Here is a 22,817-nt window from a genome sequence, read left to right as displayed (position 1 = left end):
TAACGACAATTCACGTTTGACGACGCTTTCACGAGTGCACCTACTGGATGTCGTCAGCACCGCCCTTCGTCTCGTCACCTCGGGAGTCCGCATGCCGCTCCGTCCGAGCGTCGACCAGAGCCCCGCCACCGCCGCCAAGACCCGGCGCAGCACCGTCTACCTCCTCCGGGACACCAGCACGTCCCCCACGGACCTGCGCGCCGCGCTCAACCCCGGGTACGAGCACGACCACTCCTTCGTCTTCGAAGACGTGACGGTCGAGGGCACTCCGGCCCTCCTGTGCCACGGTGTGATCGGCCACCGCCGGTCGCCCGACTGGACCTCGGCCGTGCACACCCTCACCGGGCGGAAGCCGCCCGTGGAGAACCGCACTTCGGCGTGCGCACTGCTCCTCCCCGTCGCCGACGGCGTCTTCGCACTCACCTTCGGCATGGGACACCTCCTGCTCGACCAGAGCAGGATCGCCCCCGGCTTCGTCTTCTGCGGCTGTTGCTGACCATCGGCCACTGCCTCGACCGAAGTCAATCGCTCGGGGCGATACGAACCCTTATGCGCATAAGCATCTGCGTTCACTGTGAGCACGGGCTTGCGTTCATCACCACAACGGCGAGACGGCACGCAATCAGCCTGGTGGTTTCGCTGCTGAGGCGCGATCACGTCGTGAGGCCAACGAGCTGCCGCCGTTCTGACCAGGGGGTGCACCCTTCCCCTCTCGCCGCTGAGCGGCAGCGAGGGAAAAGACTCGCATGGCTCATTAGAGTGTTTCTGCGGAGCGCCTGATTCTCCCTGGGTGCGTGTTGGAGAAGCTGTCAGCGTTCCAGGCTCTACCGATCCGCCAATTCCTGGAACTGTTCTCGTTACAATGCGCTGTCGAGCACCGCGCGAACTTCGGGAATGTCGGCATACTCAGCGAGGCGGGCCAGTACCACCCGAACCCGTTCTGCTGTCCGCTCGCTGGAAATGTCGGCCGACAGGCTGACAACCCGTTCCGCAGTCGCCGCCGCTTCCTCGGGTTCGTTGGCGTCGGCGTAAGCCACGGCGAGCCAAGAGAGGTAGAGCGCCATTTCGCGCGTGTGGGTCGCGTCGTACCGGCTGAGTACGTCGCGCAGCAGTGGGACAGCACGCAGCGGTCGGCGCAGCTCTGTGTAGACGCGTGATTCCATGACCTGAAGTTCGCCGGCGTCCACCCAATAGAGCCATGCCGGTGACTCAGCCCCATCGGTGTCCTCGGTCAGTGCTTCGCCGGCTTTTCCGAGAGCACGCATCGCGTGTTGCGTATTCTCTGGTCCCCCGGCTTTCGTGTGGGCCCATGCCACCCGATCGAGATACAGTGCGCGGGCTTTAGGGGGCGCCTCAGGCCCGGCATCGTGCAGTGCGGCTTGTGTCAGCGTGACAGCCTCTGATTCCCGCCCGGTGTTGCTGAACTGATAGGCCAGTGATCCGGCTAGATTCCCGGCAAGGGTGAGGTCCTCTGCCTGCCTTGCTGCGCTTAGACCTAGCCGGTAGATCCGTTCTGCCTCAGCATGCCGGCCGGCATCAGAGGCGATCCACCCAGCGATCTGCGCTAATTCCCCGATCTGACGCAGGAGTAGCCGCCCAACCTCTCCGGTGTGTGAGCCTTCCCGGTAAACACGAACGGCCGACCGAAGTTCCCTGAGTGCGGGACGGATGAGATCACCCCCGGCTAGCACGTCGTCGGCCAGCCGTAGGCCGTGCACGCGCTGTTGTAGTCCGTCCACCTGCCCCATGCCGACGCGGCGTCCCTCGCGGGCGGCCAGAGGGGCCAACTGGTCACCCTCGGGCAAGTAGTCGGCCAGCGTCGGCAAAGGCGGCTCAGCGGGAGTTTGTGGCTCTCCGAGTTCTTCCAAGGGCACCCCGAGGGCGGACGCCAGGAACGGCAGCCATTCGCGCGGCTTGCGCTTCCCGGTCTCCCATCGACTGACCTCCTGGCGGCCGACCGGCTCACCCCGGATGCCAGCGGCCCGGCAGATCTCCACCGCCAGGCGTGCCTGACTCCACCCGTGCCGCTGTCGCTCGCGCCGGATGTTGGCCCCGATGCTGCTCCTCATGTGGCAAGTCTGGCCGACAGTCGGCCGACACGGGGCCGCTAGTCGTAGATCAACGTCGGTTGGACGCTGTTCCGCATGACGGAGCCGACGAGGTACAGCGAAGCGCCGGTGGTACTGCCGGATCGGACGGGCTACTCGAAGCCGACGCCGGTAGCGGGCTGCGCGGGATGTGTGGAACTCGCAAACGTCCGGGACAGAGCGAGGGCAGGTGGCGACATGACCACCGTGTCCGGCTGCAACGTCCTCATGCGGAAACACCCCGAGGGCCACTCATGGTGACCGAAAAGGATGTGGGGGAGCGTGTCGAGGACAGCGCCGGGAGAGTCGGAATTCTGCGGGACGTAATCAAGGATTATGAGGACCCGGCCGACCCGCCCTGTAGCCGTCCGAAGCGACCCACCGCCTTTATCCGGCCCGAGACCGGCGGTTGCGAACAGCTCGTACCGCCAGCCAGCGTAAAGCGAGTCTAGTGCGGTACCTTCGCCGCTCTGGCTGGTCGGCTCTCTCCCTTGCCGTGGCGGCATGTCAGTGCCGCGCTGCCCGTGCTGGCACTCATGGGCCACTTGTGAACTCCCGCCCCTTGCCGAGGGTAACCGAATGCGCTCCTCGCGCATTCGGGATCTCGGCATCTCGGCATCTCGGCATCTCGGCTTCTCGGCATCTCGGCTTCTCGGCTTCTCGGCAGGGATGGCGTCAGATCCCGACAGTCCAAGGAGACGCAGAATGAGCGCAGTTGATAGCCGGCTGTTATTCGCGTGGCTGGAGGTGACGGGACTCTGTAACGAGTTCTGTGATCACTGCTATGCAGACAGCGGCCCCAAGGGCACCCACGGAACCATGACCGCGCAGGACTGGTTGATCCTGATTGACCAGCTTGCTGATATGGGCACGCTGGATGTTCAGTTCATCGGAGGTGAACCGACCCTCTACCCGAGTCTTCCCGCGCTGATCAAGCACGCTCACGAGCGGGGCCTCGGTGTAGAGGTGTTCTCAAACATGACCCACATCCGCACGGAGTTGTGGGACGTGTTCGGGGAGTGCGGCGTCAAGCTCGCCACGTCGTACTACTCGGACACCGCCGAGGAACACGATCAGGTGACACAGCTCAGGGGCTCGCACAACAAGACCCGCGCGAACGTGCAGAAGGCGTTGGCCCTCGGCATTCCGCTGCGGGGCGGAGTTGTCGCTGTACGGGATGGACAGCGGGTGCAGGAAGCGGCGCAGGACCTTACGGCGCTCGGTGTCGGAACGGTGGGCGGGGACCGCACCCGCGCATTCGGACGGGCGAGTCAGGGGGCCGCGCCGACCATCGCTGACCTGTGCGGGCACTGCGCCCACGAGAAGTGCGCCATCGGCCCGACCGGCGATGTGTGGCCGTGCGTCCTGGGCCGATTCCTGATCATGGGCAACGTGCTGGAAAAGCCGATCTCGGATATCTGGGGTGGATCCCGGATGTTGGACGTTGCGGAAGATATCGCGGCCGTCCATGGCGACGACGTCCAGTCGTGCACCCCTCCGCAGTTCCTTCCCATGTGCGGCCCGTGCGGTCCGTGCGTTCCCTCGGTCGGGCACTGCGACCCCCGGGAAGTGGATAGCGCCGCTACGATCGCCTCACCGGCCTGATCCGCCGAGATCACCAGGGAGCACACACATGGACGATCACGGGGACGACTTCGGCCCGTGGGGGTGGGAGGGCGACAGCAACGCCATTCGGCGCACCGAGGAGGAATGGCTGACCATCGCGCGGTACGTCCGGCACGCGGCGAACAAGGTGGGGCCGGAACTCCCGCTGTGTCTTCCCGGTGAGCCGCAGGAATGCGGGCGGACGGCTCAGCAGCACGTGATCGCGTGGGCCGCTCACCTCAAGGCCGTGGGTCATCACCTGATCGAACAGGCCACCCCGAGTGAGGCACGGGGCGCTCATGCCGCCGGTCCGCTGTACCAACGTCGTGTCGCTGAGCTACGCGCTCAGGCGGCCCCGGTGCACGCCCCACGCTGACACGGCAACGTCCCGAGTGAACGGCCCCGTTCGTGTGCTTCCCACGAGCACACGCGCGGGGCTTTCGTTTCCCCGGCTACGCGTCGGCCTCGCCGTCGCCCTCGCCGCGATGCTCGGCAACGTAGGTGCCACGCTGCGGCACTACGTGCCCCTCTTCGCGGTGAGTTCCACGGACAGGTTCACGTTGAACCTGCCCTCGATCTCGACGACCGCGACGGACCCGCCGACCTTCAGCTCGCCGCTGTAGGCGATGCCGACCTTCCCGGTCACCTCGGAGGTGAACGTGGACTTCGCCGTGCGGGAGGTGCCGTTGCAGTCGGCCTGCTCCGCGCCGACGCCCTTGTGGTAGTCCTTGCCCTTGCTCGTGGGCACGTACTGGTAGCCGGGTTCGCACACCCGGGCGGACGGGGCCCGTCCTACTCGGCCCTCTCGATGATCAACATCGCGACGTCGTCGGCGAGGGAGCCCGCGGAGTGCCGCATCAGCGCCCCGTGCAACTCCTCCAGGTACTCGCCGGGGGTGCCGCCGCGCACGGCCGCGAAGGCAGCGGGCAGCGGGAAGAAGTCGTCGTCGCCGTTGCGCGCCTCGACCACGCCGTCGGTGTGCAGCAGCAGGCGGTCTCCGCGGACGAACGGATAGGACTCCGCCTTGCCCCCGGAGGGCTCGGGCAGAAGCTCGTCGAGGCCGAGCGGCGGCAGCGGGCACCCCGGCTCCAGGGCCTCCACCCTGCCGCGGTGCAGCATCAGCGGAGGCGGATGGCCGCGGTTGACGATCTCGACCACCGGCTCCCGCGGGACCTGGACCACCAGCACCGTGACGAAGCCCTCCACGCGGGCGTCCGGGTCCACGTCCGGGGACAGGCGCTCCCGCTCCAGGGCGGCCGCGCAGTGGTCCATGACGGCCGACAGGTCCTCCTGGTAGTGGGCCGCCTCCCGGAAGGCCCCCAGCACGGCGGCGGCCGCGCGCACCGCGGGAAGGCCCTTGCCCCGGACGTCACCGATGACGAGCCGTACCCCGAAGCGGGTCTGCACGGCTTCGTAGAGATCGCCGCCGATCTGGGCGCCGGTCTCGGCGGCGACGTACAGGCTGCCCGCGTGCAGCGGGCCGATCCGGGCGGACACCGGTCGCAGCAGCACCTCCTGCGCGGCGGCGGCGATCCTGCGGATCTGGTTCAGCTCGTTCTCGCTGCGGGTCCGCGCGGCACTACTGATGGTGATGCTCGCCGCGGACACCAGCACGAGGGCCAGGAGGTTGGTGTAGACCTGCTGGTTCTGCCAGGCCTCGTTGTAGGCGGCGGTGATCACGCTGATGACCAGCGCGAAGACGGCCGCCGCGATCGTGCCCACGGGGCCCATGGTCATCGCGGCCAATGCCGGGGTCGCGGTCAGCAGCGGTCCCGTGTACACGACGTGCAGCGGCGTGAGCTCGATGACCAGCACCAGGACCGCGATCGCGAAGGGCAGGCACTGCGCGAGCACCCAGAGGACCCGGTGACGACCGTCCGCAAGCGGGAGCACGGATGAGCGGATGTCCGACCGCATGCCATCAGCCTGCCTGGTACGGGCACACCTTTCCACTCATCGCGGCCGGCACAGGCGTCCGGGCCGGCCCGGACGGCGCGGGGGCCGCCCCCGCCCGAGCGGTCGGCCCGCCGTGCTCCCCTCCCGGCGAGGTCGTCCGGGTGGGGCCGCGGCGACGGCCCGACGCCTCGTCCGGCGCCCGCCGCCGGCTCCCCGGCCGACGACCCCGGCGGTGGCCCTGCCCGCCTGCCGGGACGGCGGGGTGAAGCGGGTGAAGCGGGTGAAGCGGGTGAAGCGGGTGAAGCGGGTGAAGCGGGTGATCGTACCGCCGGACGGGAGGGCGGGGCGGGGCGGTCGCGCCGCCGGACGGGAGGCCGCGTGCGTCGCACCGTACGTGCCCGCCGGACGGGGAGCGGATGCGCGCCGGGCGGACGCCGGCCCGCGCCGGGCCGGGAGCGTACGCACGACGGGCCGGGGGCAGGCGCGCGCCGCGCCGGGCCGGAACGTCCCCGCGCCGGGCCGGGGGCGTACGCACGACGGGCCGGGGGCAGGCGCGCGCCGGGCCCGGAACGTCCCCGTGCCGGGCGTCACGACGGGGCAGACGCCGCCCGATGCGGCACTAGCATGGCGGTCCCGGTACCACGCGGTGCCCTGACCGCGGCCGGGAGTGCGAAGGGATGCGTGATTCGCGGTGGGGGTGGCCAGTTGGCTCGTGCTCGGAGGAGAGGACCCGGAGCACGCGCTTCCAGAGGCGGCGGGGCAGGCCGGTCTGGTCAGCCAGTTGCGGCCGTTGATCCGGGAGCTCAGCGCGCCCGGGGAACTGGTTCTCGACCCGTTCGCCGGGTGGGGGACGACGCTGGTCGCGGCCTCGGTGGAGGGGCGGCGCGGGTTCGGCATCGAGGTGGACGCGGAGCGCGCCGAGAACGCGCGCAGGCGCCTGGAGGCCTACCCGGGGCAGGAGATGGTCTGCGGTGACGCCCGCAAGCCCCCGCTGGAGGCGGGCTCGGTCGATCTGGTCCTGTGCGATCTGCCGTACTTCGGCACCAACCTGAACACCGACGCCACCGACGGGGCGCAGTTCTACGCGCTGCGCGGCTACGAGGACTACCTGGGCGCGCTGGACGAGGCGTTCGGCGCGATCGCGGAGACCATGCGGCCGGGCGCCCGGGCCGTGATCGCGGTCCAGAACCGGCGGATCGACGACCGGTTCGTTCCGCTGGCCTGGGACGCCGCGCGGGTGCTGGGACGCCATCTCACACTGGGCGACGAGCGGATCCATCTGTACGACCGCCCGACGGGCGGTGACGACCCGATGCTGACCAATCGGTCGCACGAGTACCTGCTGATGGCCGCCAAGTAGCGGTCGGCAGGCGTTCGGGCCCGGTCACCGCCCGCCGGGGGCGCCCGGGACCTACCGGGTGCCGTACGCCCGCCCGATCTTCCGGGCCAGTTCGGTGACGTCGGCGGCGGCCTCCTGGTGCAGGCCGCCGCCGAAGGTGACCCGGGCGGCGCCGAGGGAGCCGAGCCGGCTGGGCGACGCGCTGCCCGGGCGGTACAGGGCGTTCAGCGGCTTGCCGACGCCGTTGGCCAGGTCGGGGAGCAGTTCCTCGGGGGCCAGGATCGGGTAGACGACGTCCGCGCCGGCGTCGACGTACCGGCAGGCTCGCTTGACCGCCGACTCGGCCGAGCGGTCGCCGTAGAGGAAGGTGTCGACCCGGGCGTTCAGCACCAGCCGCTCGCCGGCGGCGACGCTGACCTCGGAGAGCCACTCCGCGTGCTGCTCGGCGTCCTTGAGCCGCCCCGCCCTGGAGTCCTCCAGGTTGCAGCCGGCCGCTCCCGCGTCGAGCAGCCGCTCGACGATCTCGGCCGGGGCGAGGCCGTAGCCGGCCTCGATGTCCGCCGTCACCGGTACGCCGACGGAGCGGACGATCCGCCTGATCGCGGCGAACATCTCGTCGGCCGGGGTGTCCTCGCCGTCGTCGTAGCCGAGCACGGCGGCGACCGCCGAGCTGGACGTCGCCAGCGCGGGGAAGCCGGCCTCGGCGAACGCGCGCGCGCTGACCGCGTCCCAGACGTTGGGGATGACCAGCGGGTCCCCGGGGTCGGTGCGCTCGTGAAGTGCCAGGAACTCCCCGGCAGGGGTAGCCACCATCAGGCGGTCTCCTCGTTCGTCGTCGTCGGGGGACGGGGTGGCAGAGTCACACCGTCGCCCAGGTGGTCCCACGGTCGGTGACCGGAGAAGCCGTGTACATGGCAGCGAGTTCGAAGGCGACGTCCAGTGACTGACCGAGGTTCAGCCGGGGGTCGCAGACGGTCTCGTAGCGGGTCGGCAGGTCCTCGAAGCGGATCTCGTAGGTGCCGCCCACGCACTCGGTGACATGATCGCCGGTCAGTTCCAGGTGGACGCCGCCGGGATGGGTCCCCAGGGATCGATGGACCTCCAGGAAGCCCCTGATCTCGTCCAGCACGTCGTCGAGCCTGCGGGTCTTGTGCCCCGTCGGGGAGGAGACGGTGTTGCCGTGCACGGGATCGCAGATCCAGACCACCTCGGCGCCGGAGGCCGCCACCTTCGCCACCAGGTCCGGGAGCGCCTCGCGCACCGCGCCGGCGCCCATCCGGCTGATGAAGGTCAGCCGGCCCGGTTCACGGTCCGGGTCGAGCAGGTCGATCAGGCGCAGCGCGTCGTCCGGGGTGCTGGACGGGCCGAGTTTGACGGCGATCGGATTGCGCACCCGGGCGGCGAAGGCGACGTGCGCGCCGTCCGGCCGGCGGGTGCGCTCGCCTATCCAGAGCAGGTGGCCGGAGAGGGCGTAGCGACCGGCCGGGGTGAGGCGGCAGAGCGCTCGCTCGTACTCCAGGATCAGGGCCTCGTGGCTGGTCCAGAACTCACCGCCGTCGGCGGCGGTGAGCCGGCCCAGGTCGTCCAGGGTCTCCAGGGACGCGCGGTAGACGCGCCGCAGCCGGTCCGGGTCCGGGGTGCGGTCGGCGGCGGTGAAGGCCGGGCCGTTGACCATGTCCCCCCGGTAGGAGGGGAGTTCGACGCCCTCGCGCAGTTCGGTGGGCTGCGACCGGGGTTTGGCGAACTGGCCCGCGATACGGCCCAGTTTGACCACGGGAAGCCCGGAGGCCTCGGAGATGACGGCGGCCATGAGGTTCAGGGTGCGGTACTTGGCCGCGGTGGTGTCCGGGCCCGCCTCGTCGAGGCTCTCGGCGCAGTCGCCGCCCTGGAGCAGAAGCGCCTCGCCTCGGGCGACCGCCGCCAGCCGCTCCCGCAGGCGGTCGCAGTCCTCGGCCGCGACGAGCGCGGGGAGGGCGGCGATGTCCTCGGCGGCCAGACGCAGCGCTTGCGGGTCGGGCCAGTCGGGCTGCTGTGCGGCGGGTGGGCGGGTCACGGCGGATGGGTGGTTCGGGTTCATGAGGTATCGCCCCTTCGTCCGCCGAGGGGCGCGGCTCTCGCGCTGCCTCGGCGGGTCCGTCCGGCACCGGGCGGCCGGCGGGCTTCCCGGGGCCGAAGGGTGTACCCCGGTACCGAACTCGTCCTAGTGTCGGGCCAGTTGCAGTGAGGCAGTGGTACGAGTGGTGCGAGTGGGGGCGAGGGCGGTCAGGCCGGGGCGGATCAGATCATCCGGACAGGACCGGGGACGGCGTTCCAGCCCACGTCCTTGGTGCCACCGGAGCACTCGATGCCGGCTCGTCCGGTTCCGGCCGATGCCGGGGTTCTGCGCGCAGTGTCGTGTATTTCGCGGATCGTCATTGTCTTCCCCCTGCTTGATTCACCGTGGCTCAACGGTAATGGAGATTGCGGCAGTCCATACGGCATACCGATTGCAAACACGCAATTAATACGTCCTGACCAGCCCGGTTGCCCCCGCTGAGGCAACTATGTATCCCCCTCGACTGTCTGAACAGGATGACCGATACTTCGGGTAGGCGCACTTCGGTGAAGCGAAGGATGCAAATGAAAATACACTGGAATAAATCAGACAGTATGGGCTTAATAGTGACCGGCGCCGAGACCAAGGACGGCACCGTGGCCATCACCCTGCCACCCGGCGACCCGGCCTGCCGCGAGGCACTGGCCCGGGTCGGCGAAGCCCTGGGAGACCTGTCCCGCGCCGTCTCCCTCACAGCGGGCCGGGCTCCCTCCGCGACCGTGCGGCTGCCCGAACCGGAGCTTCCCGCGAGGGCGATGGGCTTCGAGAGCATCGAAGGACTGCCCGAGATCAACGAAGCGATCCAGGACCTGATCGACGGGGTCACGTCCGAGATCCTCACCGCCCAGCCCGACGGGCCGCGCCCGATCGCGGTACTGGACGAGGCGTTGACCGCGGTGCGCGACCGGATCGCGGCCGGCGTCTCCATGCGGACGCTCTACCAGCACAGCACGCGCTTCGACGAACCCACCAAGGAGTACGTCCGAGCCGTCACGTCGTACGGCGCCCAAGTGCGGACCCTGGCGGAGTTCTTCGACAGGATGATCATCGTCGACCGGCGGGCCGCGCTGATTCCGGCGAACGCCGCGCGCACCTCGGCCGTGCTGATCACCCTCCCGGCCGTGGTGCACTTCCTCGCCGACATCTTCGAGCGTGCCTGGGACCGCGCCGAGTCGTACCCGTTCCTGCCGGTGCGGGCGGCGGACGCGGCACCCGAGGTCATTCCGGCGATCCGCGGGTCGATCCGGAGGCTGCTCATCGAAGGCAGGTCGGACAAGGAGATCGCCCGGAGGCTGGGACTCAGCCTGCGCTCGCTCCAGGCCCACGTCGCCCGGCTCAAGGAGGAGCACGGTGCCGAACACCGGCTCCAGCTCGGCTATCTGATGGGGCTCCGGAGCGGCGCCGCGGCCGGCCGGGAGGAGGCACCCGACCGGCCCTGACCGGACGGGCGCACCAGTGGCCCGGCCGGCGTGCAGTGCCGGCCGGGCCACGCCCCGGGCGATCGGGGGACGGCTCAGACCGCCCCGTCGGCCGGCTCGAGGACCAGCTCGCCCAGGAACCAGCCCTCCAGGGCCCGCAGCCGGGCCTCGCACTCCGCCCGGTCCGTGCCCGAGACCAGCGCGGTCAGGAGGAAGTCGGCGGAGAACGCGGCCTCCCGCATGGTCTGCCCCGGCTCGACGAACACCTGGAACTTCTCGACCCAGGGCAGGTCCGGCGGGCTCTGCGGAATCCGCACCACCCGGCCGGGACGCTTCATCAGCACCAGCTGTCCCACCATCCGCAGCGGTGTGCGCTTCTCCGCGCCGAGCCAGCCGGGCAGCGGCAGGCCGAGCTGCGCCCGGACCCACGCCTCGCCCGGATCCACCCCGAACATCAGCCGGACGATGTCGCGGATCGCGGCACCGCCGTTGCGGCACGCGACCTCGCACAGCACCAGCTCGTCCCCGGGCGTGTGGAACACCTCCGCGTGGAAGGCGAAGTCCTCCGGGCCGCCGAGCGCCGCCAGGGCCCGCTCGGTGAACTCGAGCAGCCGGTGGGTCAGCGGATCGTCGACGTCAAGGGTCAGATCCAGCCGGCCCCCCGTGTCGGTCGCGTACGAGGCCAGCGCGTACTGGTACTGCGACGCCCAGGCGAACACCGTACGGCCGCCCACGACCAGCCCGTCCACATGGCACATCCGGCCCGGCACGAACGCCTCGGCGAGCAGGTTCGGCAGATGCGGCCCGTACAGGTCGAGACCGTCGGCGAGGTACGCGTCGAACTCCCCGCGGGACCGGAGGATCCGCAGGCCGACCGAGCCGGCGCTGTCCACCGGCTTGAGCACCAGCGGGAAGCCGTACCGCTCGGCGAAGCCGACGAGTTCGGTGGCGCACTCCACCTCCAGATACGGGGCCACGGCCAGTCCCGCCGCCTCGGCCCGGCGCTTCATCAGCGCCTTGTCGCGGTACGGGAGCACGGTGTCCATCCGCTGCCCGGGCAGCCCGAGCACCTCGCGCAGCTCGGCGGCCCGCTCCAGATCGCGCTCCTGACAGGCGACGAGGTGGGTGACGCCGTGCTCGCGCGCCCAGGTCAGGGCGAGCGACTCCAGCTCCCCCCCGGTCTCGTACGCGTCCACTGCCGCGGTCCGCAGGTAGGCCCCGCCCCCGGGCGGCAACTCCTCGCAGACCAGGGCCAGATGCTCGCGGGAGGCGATCAGCAGCAGATCGCCCCCGTAGTCCGCCAGCCACTCATGGTAGGGGGTTCCCGCCAGCGAACCACGGTGGTGCAGAATCAGTACGGACATCAGAACACCTCCGCGGGCAGCGGGCCCATCCCGGCCTGGGCCCGCACCAGTTCGCGGGCCGGCCGGACCGCGGGGGCGTAGCGCACCGCGTGCACCAACCGGTCCCCGTCCGGGCCCCGGACGGTCTCCACCACGTACGGGAGCCCCGGGTCGACGGGCAGCGCGCCGGGAAGCGGCAGGTCCACGTCGCACCGCGGCTCCCCGGTGACGGCCGGTTCGACGGTCAGACCCGGTACCGCGGCCGGGTCGACGGGCAGCAGCCCGCCCGCCACCGCGGCACGCAGCGCCGCCTCGTCGCCCGGCTCGGCGATCACCGGCCGGTCCCGGCCCCGGCGGCGCCGGATCGCCAGCGGATAGCCCCACCGATGCGCCCACCAGTACAGGTCGGCGACCCGTCGCACCTCCGCCCGGGGAGTCGTGGCGATCCCGGCCCGCGCCAGCAGCGCATGCGCCGCCACCGAGTCGGCGAGGGCCAGCGCGGCCTCGCGGGACCGGCCCGGCAGACCGAACCGCTCGCGCAGGCACGCCGCCCGCACCTGGTCCCCCGGCGCGATCGCGACCACCGCCCGGACCGGCGTGCGGGCGGCGGCGGCGAGGACGGCCGACTCGGCACCGGTGCCGCGCTCGTACCGCTCCACCACCGACACCCGGGCGAAGCCCGGGTGGGCACCCGCCCGGCCGGTGACCAGGTGCAGTTCCTCGCCGGCGTCGGCGAGCCAGCCGGGGCAGCCGGCCGCGTACCGGCCGTCGGGGTCCAGCACGACGAGGGTCATCGGTCCTCGCCCTCGGACTGGTCCTTGTCCTTGTCCTTGTCCTTGACCTTGACCTCGGGCTCGGACTTGTCCTCGGACTCGGACTTGTCCTCGGTCTCGGGCTCGGACTCGGGCTCGGGCTCGGACTCGGACTCGGGCTCGATCGACACGGTCAGCGCGGTGGCGAGCAGTTCCTCGCAGAGCGCGACCGCCTCGTCGGTGCCGGCGGCGGTGACGGCCAGCAGGCCGAGCCGGTCCCAGTTGTCCCGGATCGGCCGGACCACCGAACCGGTACGGGCCGCCAGGTCGAGGGCGAGCACCGACGGATGGGCGCGCAGCTCGTCGGCGCCGGTGATCGCGGCGACCCGGCCGGGCCGGCCGACGATGCCCCGCACACAGCCGGCCGCGATCGGCTCCGGGCGCTTGGTCATCGGCTCCACCAGGCCGAACGGCCAGGCGAGGGCGTAGCGGGTCAGATCGACGCCGTACGCGGCCTGGACCAGTTCCGGGATGCGGTCGCCGCCCAGCCGGTTATGGCCCTCGATGATGAGCGGCCCGCGCGAGCTGAGCCGCAGCTCGGTGTGGCTGGGGCCGTCGGTGATGCCGATCGCGTCGAGGAACTCGCCGGCGGCCTCGACGAGGCGCTGCTCGTCCGCCGGGTCCAGCCGGGCCGGCTGGGCGTGCCCGAGCTCCACGAAGTGCCCGCCGCCGGTGAGCTTCTCGGTGACGGCGACCACGGTGTGCCGCCCGTGGAAGCTGAAGGCCTCGACGCTGTACTCGGGGCCGTCGATGTACTGCTCCATCAGGAACTCGGTGACCGCGTACATCGTGGAGCCGCGGTCCATGCCGGTGCGGCGGGCCTCGCCGATCCGCTCCCACACCCCGTCCACCTCCTGCGGGCCGGCGACCCGGAACAGGGCGTAACCGGCGGTCAGGTCCACCGGCTTGACCACGAACGGGTAGCCGTGGGCCGCGCCGAACGCGGCCAGTGAGTCCCGGTCGGTGAGCGGCTCGGCGGCGACCGCGGGGGCGCCGGCCGCGGCGAGGTGGCGGCGCATGGCGAGCTTGTCGCGGAGCAGCCGGGCCGGTTCGAAGCCGGTGCCGCCGAGGCCGAACAGGTCGTTCACCCGCCCCGCGGGCTCGAGACCGGGTTCGGTGAGCGACAGCGCGGCGGAGAAGTTCCAGATCGTGTGGGCGGCCCGGGCGAGCGGCTCCAGCACCGACCAGTCGGTGTAGTCCGCGATCAGGGTGACGTCGGCCAGCTCGGCCTGCTCGGGCTGGAACTTCTCCTTGTGCTGGACCAGGATCACGTTCAGCCCCAGCTCCTTGGCGATCCGCACCGGTTCGGTGAGGTGCCCGATCAGGAGCAGGGTGCGGTCGGGCCGCATCGGGGCGGCGGGCGCCGCCCGTACGGCGTTCAGCACGGCGGAGACCGTCTCCACCCTCGGCAGCGCCTTCGTCTCGGCGGCCAGGCGCTCGGCCTCCTCGGCGGTGCCGCCCGTCACGATCACATGGCCGTGCCGGGAGCCGGAGTGCCGGGTCGGCGGCAGCACGTCGCCCTCGGCGAACGGGAACCGGACGCCGTGCACATGGGGGAGGGCGTCGAGTTCCGCCATGCCCTCCAGGCGGGTGATCCTGCCCGGCGGGAACGCGAAGAACGAGATCGCGGCCGTCCGTTCGGCGGGGGCGGGCTCGGCGGTGCCGCCGACCAGCAGGTCGAAGACGGCCCCCTCGATGTCGAAGCCGGTGGCGAGCCGGATGAGCGCGGGGATCCGGTCGCCGCCGAGCCGGGCCTGCGACTCCACCACCCGGGGGCCGGCTTCGGTGAGGATGACCTCGGTGTGCGCCGGGCCGAACCGGTATCCGGCCGCGTCCAGTACCGCGGTGACCAGCTCGCCGATCGCGTCGGTGTCGGCGTCCGGCAGCGGCGCGGGGAAGACGTGCCCGGTCTCCACGAACGCCGGGGCGGGCGTCTTGCGCTTGGCGGTGACGCCGACCACCAGATGGCGGCCCCCGCGGGTGAGCGTCTCGACGCTGAACTCCGGCCCCCGCAGGTACTCCTCGACCAGCACCGGCCCCCCGTACCCGTGGCCGGCCAGCTCCCGCCGCCAGGCGTCGAGGTCGGCGGGGCCCGCCACCAGCCGTACGGCGGCGCTGCCCTGAAGCCGGGTCGGTTTCACCACCGCGGGCAGCCCGAAGCCGGCCAGCACGGACCCGACCTCGTCGGGGGTGCCGGCGACCGCGGTGCGCACCGGGGACAGGCCGTGCTCGGCGAGCAGCTCGCGCAGCGCCGCCTTGTCGTTGAGCCGCCGGAGCGCCTCCGGCGGGTTGAGGGCCAGCCCGAGGGCCTGGGCCTCCTCGGCGACGGCCACCATGGTGGCCTCCTCACCGAGGTGCAGCACACAGCCGACGTCGTGGGCGAGCGCGGTCCGGCGGACCAGGCCGCGCAGCGCGGCCTCGTCGGAGAAGTCCACCCACAGCATCTCCCTGGAGACCTTCTCGACCCCCGCGAGATAGGAGGCCGGCTGGAGCGTCGGGTCCCAGATCGACCAGACCTCGAAGCCGAGGGCGACGGCCTTCTCGACGAACTGGGTGTACGGCTGCACCATCAGCAGCCGGTTGTTCGCGGGTACCGCGTGCTCGCCCTTCGCAGGTACCGCGTGCTCGGTGTTCGCGGGTACCGCGTGCTCGCCCTTCGCGGGTACCGCGTGCTCGGTGTTCGCGGGTACCGCGTGCTCGGTGTTCGCGGGTACCGCGTGCTCGCCCTTCGCGGGTGCCGCGTGCTCGGTGTTCGCGGGTGCTGCGTGCTCGGTCACGGAGTGCCATCCCATCCACGGCGGGTGCGGGGGTCACCGGTGGCCCCCTCTTCTGCGGGCACCGGTGGGGTGCTCGTGGTCATGCGCCGGCCTCGGCCTTCGGCTCCTCCGCCGCTGTGCGGGCGTCCTGGATCCGGAAGAGCTGCCGGTACAGCAGGATCGCGGCCGCGCAGAAGACCGCGTACAGCAGGGCCATCACCCAGGACTCGACGACCGATCCGAGGATCACCGACAGCGAGCCGACCATGTAGCCGAGCCGCACGTGCAGTCCGTAGGCGGCCATGTACTTGGTACGGGAGCCGGCGGGCACCAGGGCGGCCACCAGGCTCTGGTTGACGGGCTGGTTCATCAGCTCCCCCAGGGTGACCACGACGGCCGCCGCGATCATCAGCCAGGCGTTGTCGCCGAGCGCCCACGCGATATAGCCGGCGGTGAAGACCACCACCCCGGCCACCAGGCGCAGCCGGTCGTCGAGGCGCCCCAGCAGCCTGCCCACCCACAGGCCGCAGGCCACGACGAGCAGGGTGTTGGTGGCCCGCAGGATGCCCAGCACGTTCACGCCGTCGACGGTCACCTGCCAGGAGCCCAGCGACAGCAGTTGCTGCTCGGGGAAGTCGGAGCCGAGCCGGACGGCGAGGTAGGAGGAGATCTGGACCTCCACGGACCAGACCAGCAGGGCCGCCAGGACCAGCCGCAGGAACACCCTGTCGCGGGTCACCGCGATATAGCCGCGCAGGGCGGGGCGCACCCCGCGGGGATTGCGCGCGGCCTCGGGCGGCGCGGTCTCGGTCAGCGCCAGGAAGGTCACCACGAAGATCCCGCCGGTGGCGACCGCGGCCGCGGTCAGCAGCTGGAAGAAGTAGCCGCCGTAGAAGAAGCCGCCGACCAGCGAGCCGAGCATGAAGGCGACGTTGATGACCCAGTAGTTGATCGTGTAGACGGCGGTGCGGCTCTCCGGGGTGGAGACGTCCACGATCATCGCCTCGTTGGCGGGCAGCGCGAGGGCCGCCATGCAGGCGGCGCACAGATAGAGCGCGTAGGTCGCCGGACCGGACTGCACCAGCGGCGAGTTGACCAGGGCGAGGCCCGTGTAGGAGAGGAAGACGCCGATCTCGCCGGCCATCAGCACCCTGCGGCGCCCGTACACGTCGGCCAGGTGCCCGCCGACCAGGTTGCAGCCCACCGTCGCCACCGCGACGACCAGGGTCATCAGGCCGGCGGTGGCCGCACCGTACAGGCGGGAGAAGTGGATGACCATCAGCGGGACGAGCATGATGTCGAAGAACCGCTGGAAGAAGCCGACGCCGATCCGCAGCTTGAGGTTGCGGTGCAGTTCGCCGAATCTCACCGCTCCTCCTCCGGCGGCCACCAGCTGAGGTAGCGCTCTCCGCTGTCGGGGAAGACGGTGACGAGGGTCGCCCCGGACAGATCGTGACGGTGCGTCAGCTCCCGGCAGGCGTGGGCGGCGGCGCCGGAGGAGACACCGACCAGCAGGCCGCTGCCGGCGGCCAGCGCCCGGGTCGCGGCGGCGGCGTCCGCGTCGGAGACCACGACCACCTCGTCGATGCAGTCGACATCGGTGACGGGGCTGGTGAAGCCGCCGTTCAGGCCGGGTATCCGGTGCGGGCCGGGGGCGCCGCCGGACAGCAGCGCGGAGCCCTCGGGCTCGACCGCGACGACGCGCAGCGCGGGGTTGCGCTCGCGCAGGTAGTGGGCGATCCCGGTGAGGGTGCCGCCGGTGCCGACCCCGCAGACCAGGACGTCCACCCGCCCGCCGGTGCCGCGCCAGATCTCCGGCCCGGTGGTCTCGTAGTGGGCCCGGACGTTGGCCGGGTTCTCGTGCTGCCGGGCGTACCAGGAGCCGGGGATCTCCGCGTGGAGCTTCCCGGCGCGCTCGACGCAGCCGGCGAAGCCCAGTTCGGGGTCGGTGAACTCCACTTCGGCGCCGAGCATCCGCAGCGTCATGATGCGCTCCGCGGAGGCGTTCCGGGGGAGCACGATCAGGCACGGGTGGCCCATGGCGGCGGCCAGGGCGGCCAGCGCGATGCCGGTGTTGCCGGAGGTGGACTCGATGACGGTGGCCCCGGGCGCCAGTTCGCCGGAGGCCCTCGCGGCGCGGATCATGTACAGGGCGGGGCGGTCCTTGATGCTGGACAGCGGGTTCGCCGCCTCCAGTTTGGCCAGGACGGTCACGTCCCGTGGGACCCCGTCCATGCGCAGGTGCAGCAGGGGGGTGTTGCCGACCAGGTCCTCGAAGGAGTCGGTCACCCCCGCGGCCGGTGGGTTGGTCATCGGTTACCTCGGGGGTCGGTGCTGCTCGGTGGCGGGCTTCTCTGCGGTGGGCTTCTCTGCGGTGGGCTTCTCTGCGGTGGGCTTCTCGGCGGTGGTCTCGTCCGCGGTGTTCTTCCGGGTGGTGATCCTCAGGGTCTGCCGCACGCGCTTCAGCGCGTCCTCGCGCTCGGTCGGGGAGGGCGCGTCGACGAGCACATGGCCCATCCGCCGGGAGGAGGACGTCAGCGGCAGGACGGTGTCGCCGGGCCGCTTGCGCAGCCGGACCCGGACCACCGACGGGTGCGCCGCGGTCTCCTCGACGCCCGTGATCGCGGTGATCGTCCCGGGGGCCGCGGTCGGGAAGTGGGTGGCGGGCCAGGAGACCGGCTCGGTGCGGATCAGCTCGTCGACGGGGAGCCCGAGGGCCAGCCTGAGCACGGCCTCGTACAGGTCGAATCCGTAGGCCAGGCCGACCGCGTCGGGCAGGTAGTCGCCCGGGGTGCGCACCGCGATCTCCATCAGCGCCGGGCCGTGCCTGCCGACCTTGAACTCCAGGTGCACCAGGCCGGTCCGCATGCCGACGGCGCCCAGCACGCGCCGGGTCAGCTCGTGGACCCGGGCGGCCGGTTCACCGTCCTCGAAGCGGTGGGCGCAGCGGTGGGTGAGTTCGACGAAGTACGGCGGCGGGGTGGTCTCCTTGGCCGTGACGTTCTCGAACAGCACCTCGCCGTCGCGTACCAGCGCCTCCCAGCTGTACTCCGGTCCCTCGACGGCCTCCTCGACCAGGACCTTGCCCTCGCCGGAGCGGCGGGCGACGACCTCGGCGGCCTCCTCGGGGCTGCGGACCAGTTCGACGCCCTCGCTGCCCGCCCGGGTGAGCGGCTTGACCACCACGGGCAGCCGCTCCAGCATCCAGTCACGGGCGTCGGCCACGTCCGCCACCAGCAGGTGCCCGGGCTGCCGGACGCCGTGGGCGGCGAAGAGGGCGCGTTGCAGCGCCTTGTTGCGGGAGACCACGGCGGCGTGCAGCGACGGGCCGGGCAGGCCGAGCCGCTCCTGCACCAGGGCCCCGGCGAGCACGTGCGGTTCGGCGAAGGACACCACGCCGTCCGGCTCCCGGTCGGCGACGGCCCGGGCGACCGCGGCCGTCCAGTGCTCCTCCTCGCGGCCGTCGACCCGGTAGAAGTCCTCGGCCAGTCCGAGCGGCCGGCCCTCCCAGCCGGCCGCCGCCTCCACGGCGCGTACCCGCAGGCCGAGCCGGGCGGCCGCCTCCAGATAGGGCCGGCCCATCGTGCCGACGCCGACGAGCAGCAGGTCCCTGGGCGCGCTCACGGCGCCACCTCCTTCTCCACGGGCAACCGCGCCGCGGACAGCGTGCGGGTGACGGGCCGGACGAGCAGTGCGGCGAGACCGAAGAGGACCGCCAGGCCGATCCAGCCGGCGGGACCGGCCGCGATCACCACGGACGTGATGAGCGCCGGTCCCACGATCCGCTGACCGGTGTTGCCGAGGCTGAACACCGACAGGTAGACGCCCTTGCGGTCCTCGGGCGCGAAGTCGTAGCTCAGCTCCCAGCCGCCGACCGCCTGCCACATCTCGCCGAAGGTGAGCAGCACGCAGGCCGCCAGCAGCACCGCGGCGGCCGTCAGCGCGGAGGACGGGGCCGCGGACAGGGCGAGCGCCAGGCAGCACAGCGTCAGTGCGAACCCGCCCATTCTCAGGGCTCGTTCGGCCCCGCGCTCGCGCTCCACCATCCGGGAGACCGGGACCTGGAGCACGATCGACATCACGGTGTTGATCAGGATCAGCACGGGCAGGAACGCGGCCGGCACGTCGGTGGCCTGGATCGCCCACAGCGAGAGGCCGACGGCCAGGATGGTGGTGTGCAGGTTGAGGACCCCGTTGAGGGCGGTCAGCAGCAGGTACCGCCAGTCGCGGAAGTCGCGCAGCGCGGCGAGCGGGTTCACCTTCTTCTGGACGGTGGCCGCGGTGGCGGTGCGCACCCGGGACAGCATGGCGGCGGACAGCACGAACGCCGCGGCGGTGCCGAGCACGATGCCCCGGTACGTCCAGACCCGGTCGGCGGCCAGCAGCGGTGCGGCCAGCAGGGCGCCCAGCGAGAAGCCCACGTTGCGCACGGTGCGGACGATGGCCATGGTGCGGGTGCGGTCGGTTCCCTCGGTGGTGGCCGAGGCGACCGCCTGGGTCATCGGCTGGGTGGCGGCCTCCGCCGCCGCCAGGCAGCAGGAGATCACCGTGAAGCTCACCATGCCCTGCGCGAAGGCCAGCGCCACGAACCCGCCGGCCCGCCACAGTTGGAGCCCCACCAGGGTCGGCTTGGCGCCCAGCCGGTCGGCGAGGGCGCCGATGGGCACCGTGGTGAGGAAGCCGACCACCCCGGACAGCGCCAGGCCGAAGCCGACCTGGGAGGTGGTCAGGCCGACGGAGCGGACGAAGAACACCGCGGAGCCGGCCAGGTACAGGCCGGTGCCGATGGCGTTGATCAGCGAGGTGACGGCGAAGGACCGCCCGGCCGGCGTGGCGGGTATGTACTCCTTCGGGGAGGGCAGCCTCATCGCGCACCCCCGTCGGTGCGTATGTCGACCAGGGACAGGGCGTGCTCGGCCCGGCGGCCCGCCTCGGCGGCGTCCGCGCCGGTGGCGACGACCAGTCCGGACCGCTCCCAGGAACTGGTCACGGAGCGGACGGTGGAGCCGGGGGCGGCCGAGAGGTGCAGTTCGGTGACGCCCGGCGCGGCCCGCGCCTCGTCGGCTCCGGTGACGGACTCCACCACGCCGGGGGGCGCGACGAGGAACCGGACGGCGGCGGCGCGGCGGACGGGCAGCGGGCCGACCGGGCCGGCGCCGGTGAGCACGTGCAGCAGGTCGCGCAGGATGTCGGTGCCGTAGGCGAGGTCGATCAGCACGGTGATGCCGCCGCCCGGCAGCCGGCCGGCGCATTCGACGAGGTGCGGGGTGCCGTCGGCCAGGATCCACTCGGAGTGCAGCACCCCGGAGCGGAAGCCGGTCGTGTCCACCAGCCGGGCCACGGCCTCGCGCAGCGCGTCCGCGAGGGACGGCGGCAGTGCGGCGGGGACGGTGTGGCCGGTCTCGACCGGGTGGCCGTTGTCCTGCACCAGCTTGGCGGTGATGTTGGTGAAGCCGACCTCGCCGTCGTGGACCACGGCCTCGACGCTCACCTCGGGCCCGGACAGCCGCTGCTCCACCAGGAACCGGGCGGTCTCCTCGTAGGGGGCGCGCAGGGTCGGCTCGTCGGCGGCGGTGGTCCGCGCCCACGCCTCGGCGACGTCGTCCGCGGGTCCCAGCAGCCGTACGCCCAGGCTGGCCTGGCGGTTGGCGGGCTTGAGCACGCAGCGTCCGCCGTGCGCGGCGCGGAAGCCGGCGACCTGCCCGGCGCTCTCGACGACGGCCCAGTCGGGCTGGGCGATGCCGCTGCCGGCCAGGGCGGCGCGCAGCAGGCCCTTGTCACGCAGCACACGGGCCGCTTCCGGGCCCGCCCCGGGCAGGCCCCAGGCCTCGGCGAGCGCGGCGGCGACCACCACGCCGTACTCCACCACGGGGACCACGGCGCGGACGCCCGCGGGGCGGGGCACGGCCCGGACCACCCGGTCGGGGTCGGCCTCGTCCTGGCTGGGCGCCGGGAACAGGGCCGCCACGCAGGGGTGCCGTTCGGCGAGCGCCGTGATGCCCCGGGCGTCGATGACGGCCGGTTCCTCCAGGACCAGCACCGAGCCGGCCGGCAACCGCTCGTCCAGCTTGGCCAGCATGACGGGGCTGTAGCCGACCAGGACGTGCGTCACGGTGTCCGGGACGTCCGGCTCGGTGTGGACGGTGACGGCGCGCCGCACCCGGTCCTCCAGCAGGTCCAGTTCGGCGGCGGTGGGGGCGTCGACGAAGAAGGACACGGCCCGGTCCTCGGAGCTGCGCAGCGGCCCGAGGACGGTGCCGCGGTCGCGGTGCACCAGGACCGCGCGCAGCGTCGGCGGGTCGGTGGGCGAGGCCGGCCCGACGGCGGGCCACAGGCCGCCCTCGCCGACCCACGCCGGCTCCACGTCGAAGCCCCGGACCCGGACGTCGGTGAGCACACCGGGCACGTGCTCCAGGTAGACCTGGCGGGCGACCCGGGCGGGCTCGGGGTACGAGGCCGGCTCGCCGAGCGCGATCCGCACGATCTCCGGTTCCAGCGGCGCGCCGGTGGCGAGTTCGTACAGGATGCACAGCCCGTCGCCGGGGGTGCGGGCGGCGACCTCCATCAGATAGGCCCGGCCGTCGGCGCCGATCCGCCACTCGGCGTGGGCGATGCCGTCCTGGAAGCCGAGGGCCTCCAGCATCCGCCGGTTGGCGTCCAGCAGTACCGGGTCGGCCTCCGGCCGGTCGCTGGGCACGGTGTGCGAGAGCTCGACGAAGGTGTGGGCGTGGGAGTCGGTGGTGGCCTTGCGGGTGGCGGAGGAGAAGACGGTCCGGCCGTCCTGCACCAGGCTCTCCACGGAGTACTCCTGGCCCTCGACCTTCTCCTCGACGAGGACGGTCTCGTGGGCGGGGTAGGAGCGGAGCAGGGCCGGCAGGGCGTCCGGGCCGGTCACCGTCTCGACGCCGGAGCTGGAGTGCCGGCCGGCGGGCTTGACCACCACCGGGTAGCGGACGGCGGCCGGGTCGAGCGTCGCCCGGCCCTCGGGCGGCACGGTCAGCGACACCGGGCTGAACTCGGGGAGGTACCAGCGCTGGAGGTACTTGCTGCGGCATGCCCGGGTGGCCCTGAGGCCGGGGGTGCGCAGTCCGAGCGCGTCGGCGAGCAGACCGGTCGGTTCGACCTGGGTCTCGCCGACGGCGTAGGCGCCGGCGATGCGGTAGTGGTCGCGCCACCGCCGGGCGGCCGAGAGGACCCCGGGCAGATAGGAGTTGTCGCGGCTGACGTCGCCGTCGACGAAGGCGATCTCGTCGATCGCGTACGCGGGGTGGTCGGGGTCCTTGGCGGCGGCCAGTGCGTCCTCGCGCCACGAGGAGGGGGTGATCAGCAGGATCTTCAGGCCGCGGCGGGCGAGTTCCGCCAGGTAGAGCGGCGCCCGGCAGACCACCAGGAAGGACCCGGTGAGTATGAAGGCGTCCGGCCTCGGCCCGGGGGCCGTCTGAGTGTCCATGAGTCCTTGTGTCCGT

At 72.1% G+C, this 22,817-nt stretch carries 19 protein-coding genes; 6 read left to right on the top strand and 13 right to left on the bottom strand.

The features are described 5' to 3' along the window. Positions 1–91: 91 nt before the first annotated feature. A complete protein-coding gene (locus DDQ41_RS19635; protein WP_162602710.1) occupies positions 92–496 on the top strand; it encodes a DUF6119 family protein in 405 nt (134 codons plus the stop codon). A 361-nt stretch (positions 497–857) separates the two neighbouring features. Here DDQ41_RS19635 and DDQ41_RS19630 read toward each other — a convergent pair whose 3' ends face one another. Beyond that, the gene (locus DDQ41_RS19630; RefSeq protein ID WP_109295648.1) at positions 858–2,069 is read right to left on the bottom strand and encodes a helix-turn-helix domain-containing protein; all 1,212 of its coding nucleotides are present in this window, start codon (positions 2,067–2,069) and stop codon (positions 858–860) included. 75 nt (positions 2,070–2,144) lie between these two features. Here DDQ41_RS19630 and DDQ41_RS32590 point away from each other — a divergent pair, with 75 nt between their 5' ends. From DDQ41_RS32590 to DDQ41_RS19615, 3 genes are all read left to right on the top strand, one after another. Further along, complete coding sequence (locus tag DDQ41_RS32590; protein ID WP_109295647.1) at positions 2,145–2,348, top strand: hypothetical protein; 204 nt, start codon at positions 2,145–2,147, stop codon at positions 2,346–2,348. A gap of 444 nt (positions 2,349–2,792) precedes the next feature. Next, positions 2,793–3,692, top strand: coding sequence for a radical SAM protein (locus DDQ41_RS19620; RefSeq protein ID WP_109295646.1), 900 nt, complete (start codon positions 2,793–2,795; stop codon positions 3,690–3,692). A 28-nt stretch (positions 3,693–3,720) separates the two neighbouring features. Then, on the top strand, positions 3,721–4,068 hold the full coding sequence (locus DDQ41_RS19615) for a hypothetical protein (RefSeq protein ID WP_109295645.1): 348 nt from the start codon (positions 3,721–3,723) through the stop codon (positions 4,066–4,068). 141 nt (positions 4,069–4,209) lie between these two features. On the opposite strand, the gene DDQ41_RS19610 is transcribed toward DDQ41_RS19615, so the two are convergent. Next, positions 4,210–4,440, bottom strand: coding sequence for a hypothetical protein (locus tag DDQ41_RS19610; RefSeq protein WP_162602709.1), 231 nt, complete (start codon positions 4,438–4,440; stop codon positions 4,210–4,212). Positions 4,441–4,484: 44 nt separating this feature from the next. Next, positions 4,485–5,609 (bottom strand): PP2C family protein-serine/threonine phosphatase, encoded by a 1,125-nt coding sequence (locus DDQ41_RS19605; RefSeq protein ID WP_109295643.1) that lies wholly within the window; start codon positions 5,607–5,609, stop codon positions 4,485–4,487. Positions 5,610–6,300: 691 nt separating this feature from the next. Here DDQ41_RS19605 and DDQ41_RS19600 point away from each other — a divergent pair. Then, positions 6,301–6,948: a TRM11 family SAM-dependent methyltransferase gene (locus tag DDQ41_RS19600; protein WP_162602708.1), complete on the top strand. Its 648-nt coding sequence runs from the start codon at positions 6,301–6,303 to the stop codon at positions 6,946–6,948. 51 nt (positions 6,949–6,999) lie between these two features. On the opposite strand, the gene DDQ41_RS19595 is transcribed toward DDQ41_RS19600, so the two are convergent. Together DDQ41_RS19595 and DDQ41_RS19590 are read right to left on the bottom strand one after the other, a co-directional pair. Continuing rightward, positions 7,000–7,740 carry an isocitrate lyase/PEP mutase family protein gene (locus tag DDQ41_RS19595; protein WP_109295641.1) on the bottom strand — a complete coding sequence of 247 codons (741 nt, stop codon included), beginning with the start codon at positions 7,738–7,740 and terminating at the stop codon, positions 7,000–7,002. A 46-nt stretch (positions 7,741–7,786) separates the two neighbouring features. Further along, positions 7,787–8,980 carry a 3-deoxy-7-phosphoheptulonate synthase gene (locus tag DDQ41_RS19590; RefSeq protein WP_262508513.1) on the bottom strand — a complete coding sequence of 398 codons (1,194 nt, stop codon included), beginning with the start codon at positions 8,978–8,980 and terminating at the stop codon, positions 7,787–7,789. Positions 8,981–9,546: 566 nt separating this feature from the next. On the opposite strand from DDQ41_RS19590, the gene DDQ41_RS19585 reads away from it, so the two are divergent. Further along, a complete protein-coding gene (locus DDQ41_RS19585) occupies positions 9,547–10,461 on the top strand; it encodes a LuxR family transcriptional regulator (protein WP_162602707.1) in 915 nt (304 codons plus the stop codon). 74 nt (positions 10,462–10,535) lie between these two features. Here the strand turns inward: DDQ41_RS19585 and DDQ41_RS19580 are convergent, their stop codons facing one another. From DDQ41_RS19580 to DDQ41_RS32580, 8 genes are all read right to left on the bottom strand, one after another. Further along, positions 10,536–11,804: an ATP-grasp domain-containing protein gene (locus DDQ41_RS19580; RefSeq protein ID WP_109295638.1), complete on the bottom strand. Its 1,269-nt coding sequence runs from the start codon at positions 11,802–11,804 to the stop codon at positions 10,536–10,538. After that, positions 11,804–12,577 carry a hypothetical protein gene (locus DDQ41_RS19575; protein WP_109295637.1) on the bottom strand — a complete coding sequence of 258 codons (774 nt, stop codon included), beginning with the start codon at positions 12,575–12,577 and terminating at the stop codon, positions 11,804–11,806. The genes DDQ41_RS19580 and DDQ41_RS19575 overlap by 1 nt, the downstream gene beginning before the upstream one ends. Next, positions 12,574–15,372 (bottom strand): ATP-grasp domain-containing protein, encoded by a 2,799-nt coding sequence (locus tag DDQ41_RS32585; protein ID WP_262508512.1) that lies wholly within the window; start codon positions 15,370–15,372, stop codon positions 12,574–12,576. The genes DDQ41_RS19575 and DDQ41_RS32585 overlap by 4 nt, the downstream gene beginning before the upstream one ends. Positions 15,373–15,451: 79 nt before the next feature. Next, complete coding sequence (locus tag DDQ41_RS19560) at positions 15,452–16,720, bottom strand: MFS transporter (RefSeq protein WP_109297831.1); 1,269 nt, start codon at positions 16,718–16,720, stop codon at positions 15,452–15,454. Continuing rightward, positions 16,717–17,664 carry a PLP-dependent cysteine synthase family protein gene (locus DDQ41_RS19555; protein WP_109295636.1) on the bottom strand — a complete coding sequence of 316 codons (948 nt, stop codon included), beginning with the start codon at positions 17,662–17,664 and terminating at the stop codon, positions 16,717–16,719. Before DDQ41_RS19555 ends, DDQ41_RS19560 begins: the two co-directional genes overlap by 4 nt. A gap of 3 nt (positions 17,665–17,667) precedes the next feature. Then, positions 17,668–18,975, bottom strand: a complete 1,308-nt coding sequence (locus tag DDQ41_RS19550; protein ID WP_262508511.1) for an ATP-grasp domain-containing protein — start codon at positions 18,973–18,975, stop codon at positions 17,668–17,670. Next, positions 18,972–20,219, bottom strand: coding sequence for an MFS transporter (locus tag DDQ41_RS19545; RefSeq protein ID WP_109295635.1), 1,248 nt, complete (start codon positions 20,217–20,219; stop codon positions 18,972–18,974). Before DDQ41_RS19545 ends, DDQ41_RS19550 begins: the two co-directional genes overlap by 4 nt. Next, a complete protein-coding gene (locus DDQ41_RS32580; protein ID WP_262508510.1) occupies positions 20,216–22,801 on the bottom strand; it encodes an ATP-grasp domain-containing protein in 2,586 nt (861 codons plus the stop codon). The genes DDQ41_RS19545 and DDQ41_RS32580 overlap by 4 nt, the downstream gene beginning before the upstream one ends. Positions 22,802–22,817 lie beyond the last annotated feature (16 nt).

Source organism: Streptomyces spongiicola (genome assembly GCF_003122365.1).
Classification (GTDB): Bacteria; Actinomycetota; Actinomycetes; order Streptomycetales; family Streptomycetaceae; genus Streptomyces; species Streptomyces spongiicola.
The sequence above is the reverse complement of the archived record's forward strand: the minus strand, read 5'-3'. Positions and strand labels throughout refer to the sequence as shown.

Bases quoted from the DNA above. Each gene is read 5' to 3' on its own strand.
- DDQ41_RS19555 (WP_109295636.1), bottom strand. From the start codon at position 17,664: ATGACCAACCCACCGGCCGCGGGGGTGACCGACTCCTTCGAGGACCTG.
- DDQ41_RS19620 (WP_109295646.1), top strand. From the start codon at position 2,793: ATGAGCGCAGTTGATAGCCGGCTGTTATTCGCGTGGCTGGAGGTGACG.
- DDQ41_RS19575 (WP_109295637.1), bottom strand. From the start codon at position 12,577: ATGACCCTCGTCGTGCTGGACCCCGACGGCCGGTACGCGGCCGGCTGC.
- DDQ41_RS19595 (WP_109295641.1), bottom strand. From the start codon at position 7,740: ATGGTGGCTACCCCTGCCGGGGAGTTCCTGGCACTTCACGAGCGCACC.
- DDQ41_RS19635 (WP_162602710.1), top strand. From the start codon at position 92: ATGCCGCTCCGTCCGAGCGTCGACCAGAGCCCCGCCACCGCCGCCAAG.
- DDQ41_RS32590 (WP_109295647.1), top strand. From the start codon at position 2,145: ATGACGGAGCCGACGAGGTACAGCGAAGCGCCGGTGGTACTGCCGGAT.
- DDQ41_RS19585 (WP_162602707.1), top strand. From the start codon at position 9,547: ATGAAAATACACTGGAATAAATCAGACAGTATGGGCTTAATAGTGACC.
- DDQ41_RS19605 (WP_109295643.1), bottom strand. From the start codon at position 5,609: ATGCGGTCGGACATCCGCTCATCCGTGCTCCCGCTTGCGGACGGTCGT.
- DDQ41_RS19630 (WP_109295648.1), bottom strand. From the start codon at position 2,069: ATGAGGAGCAGCATCGGGGCCAACATCCGGCGCGAGCGACAGCGGCAC.
- DDQ41_RS19615 (WP_109295645.1), top strand. From the start codon at position 3,721: ATGGACGATCACGGGGACGACTTCGGCCCGTGGGGGTGGGAGGGCGAC.
- DDQ41_RS32580 (WP_262508510.1), bottom strand. From the start codon at position 22,801: ATGGACACTCAGACGGCCCCCGGGCCGAGGCCGGACGCCTTCATACTC.
- DDQ41_RS19545 (WP_109295635.1), bottom strand. From the start codon at position 20,219: ATGAGGCTGCCCTCCCCGAAGGAGTACATACCCGCCACGCCGGCCGGG.
- DDQ41_RS19580 (WP_109295638.1), bottom strand. From the start codon at position 11,804: ATGTCCGTACTGATTCTGCACCACCGTGGTTCGCTGGCGGGAACCCCC.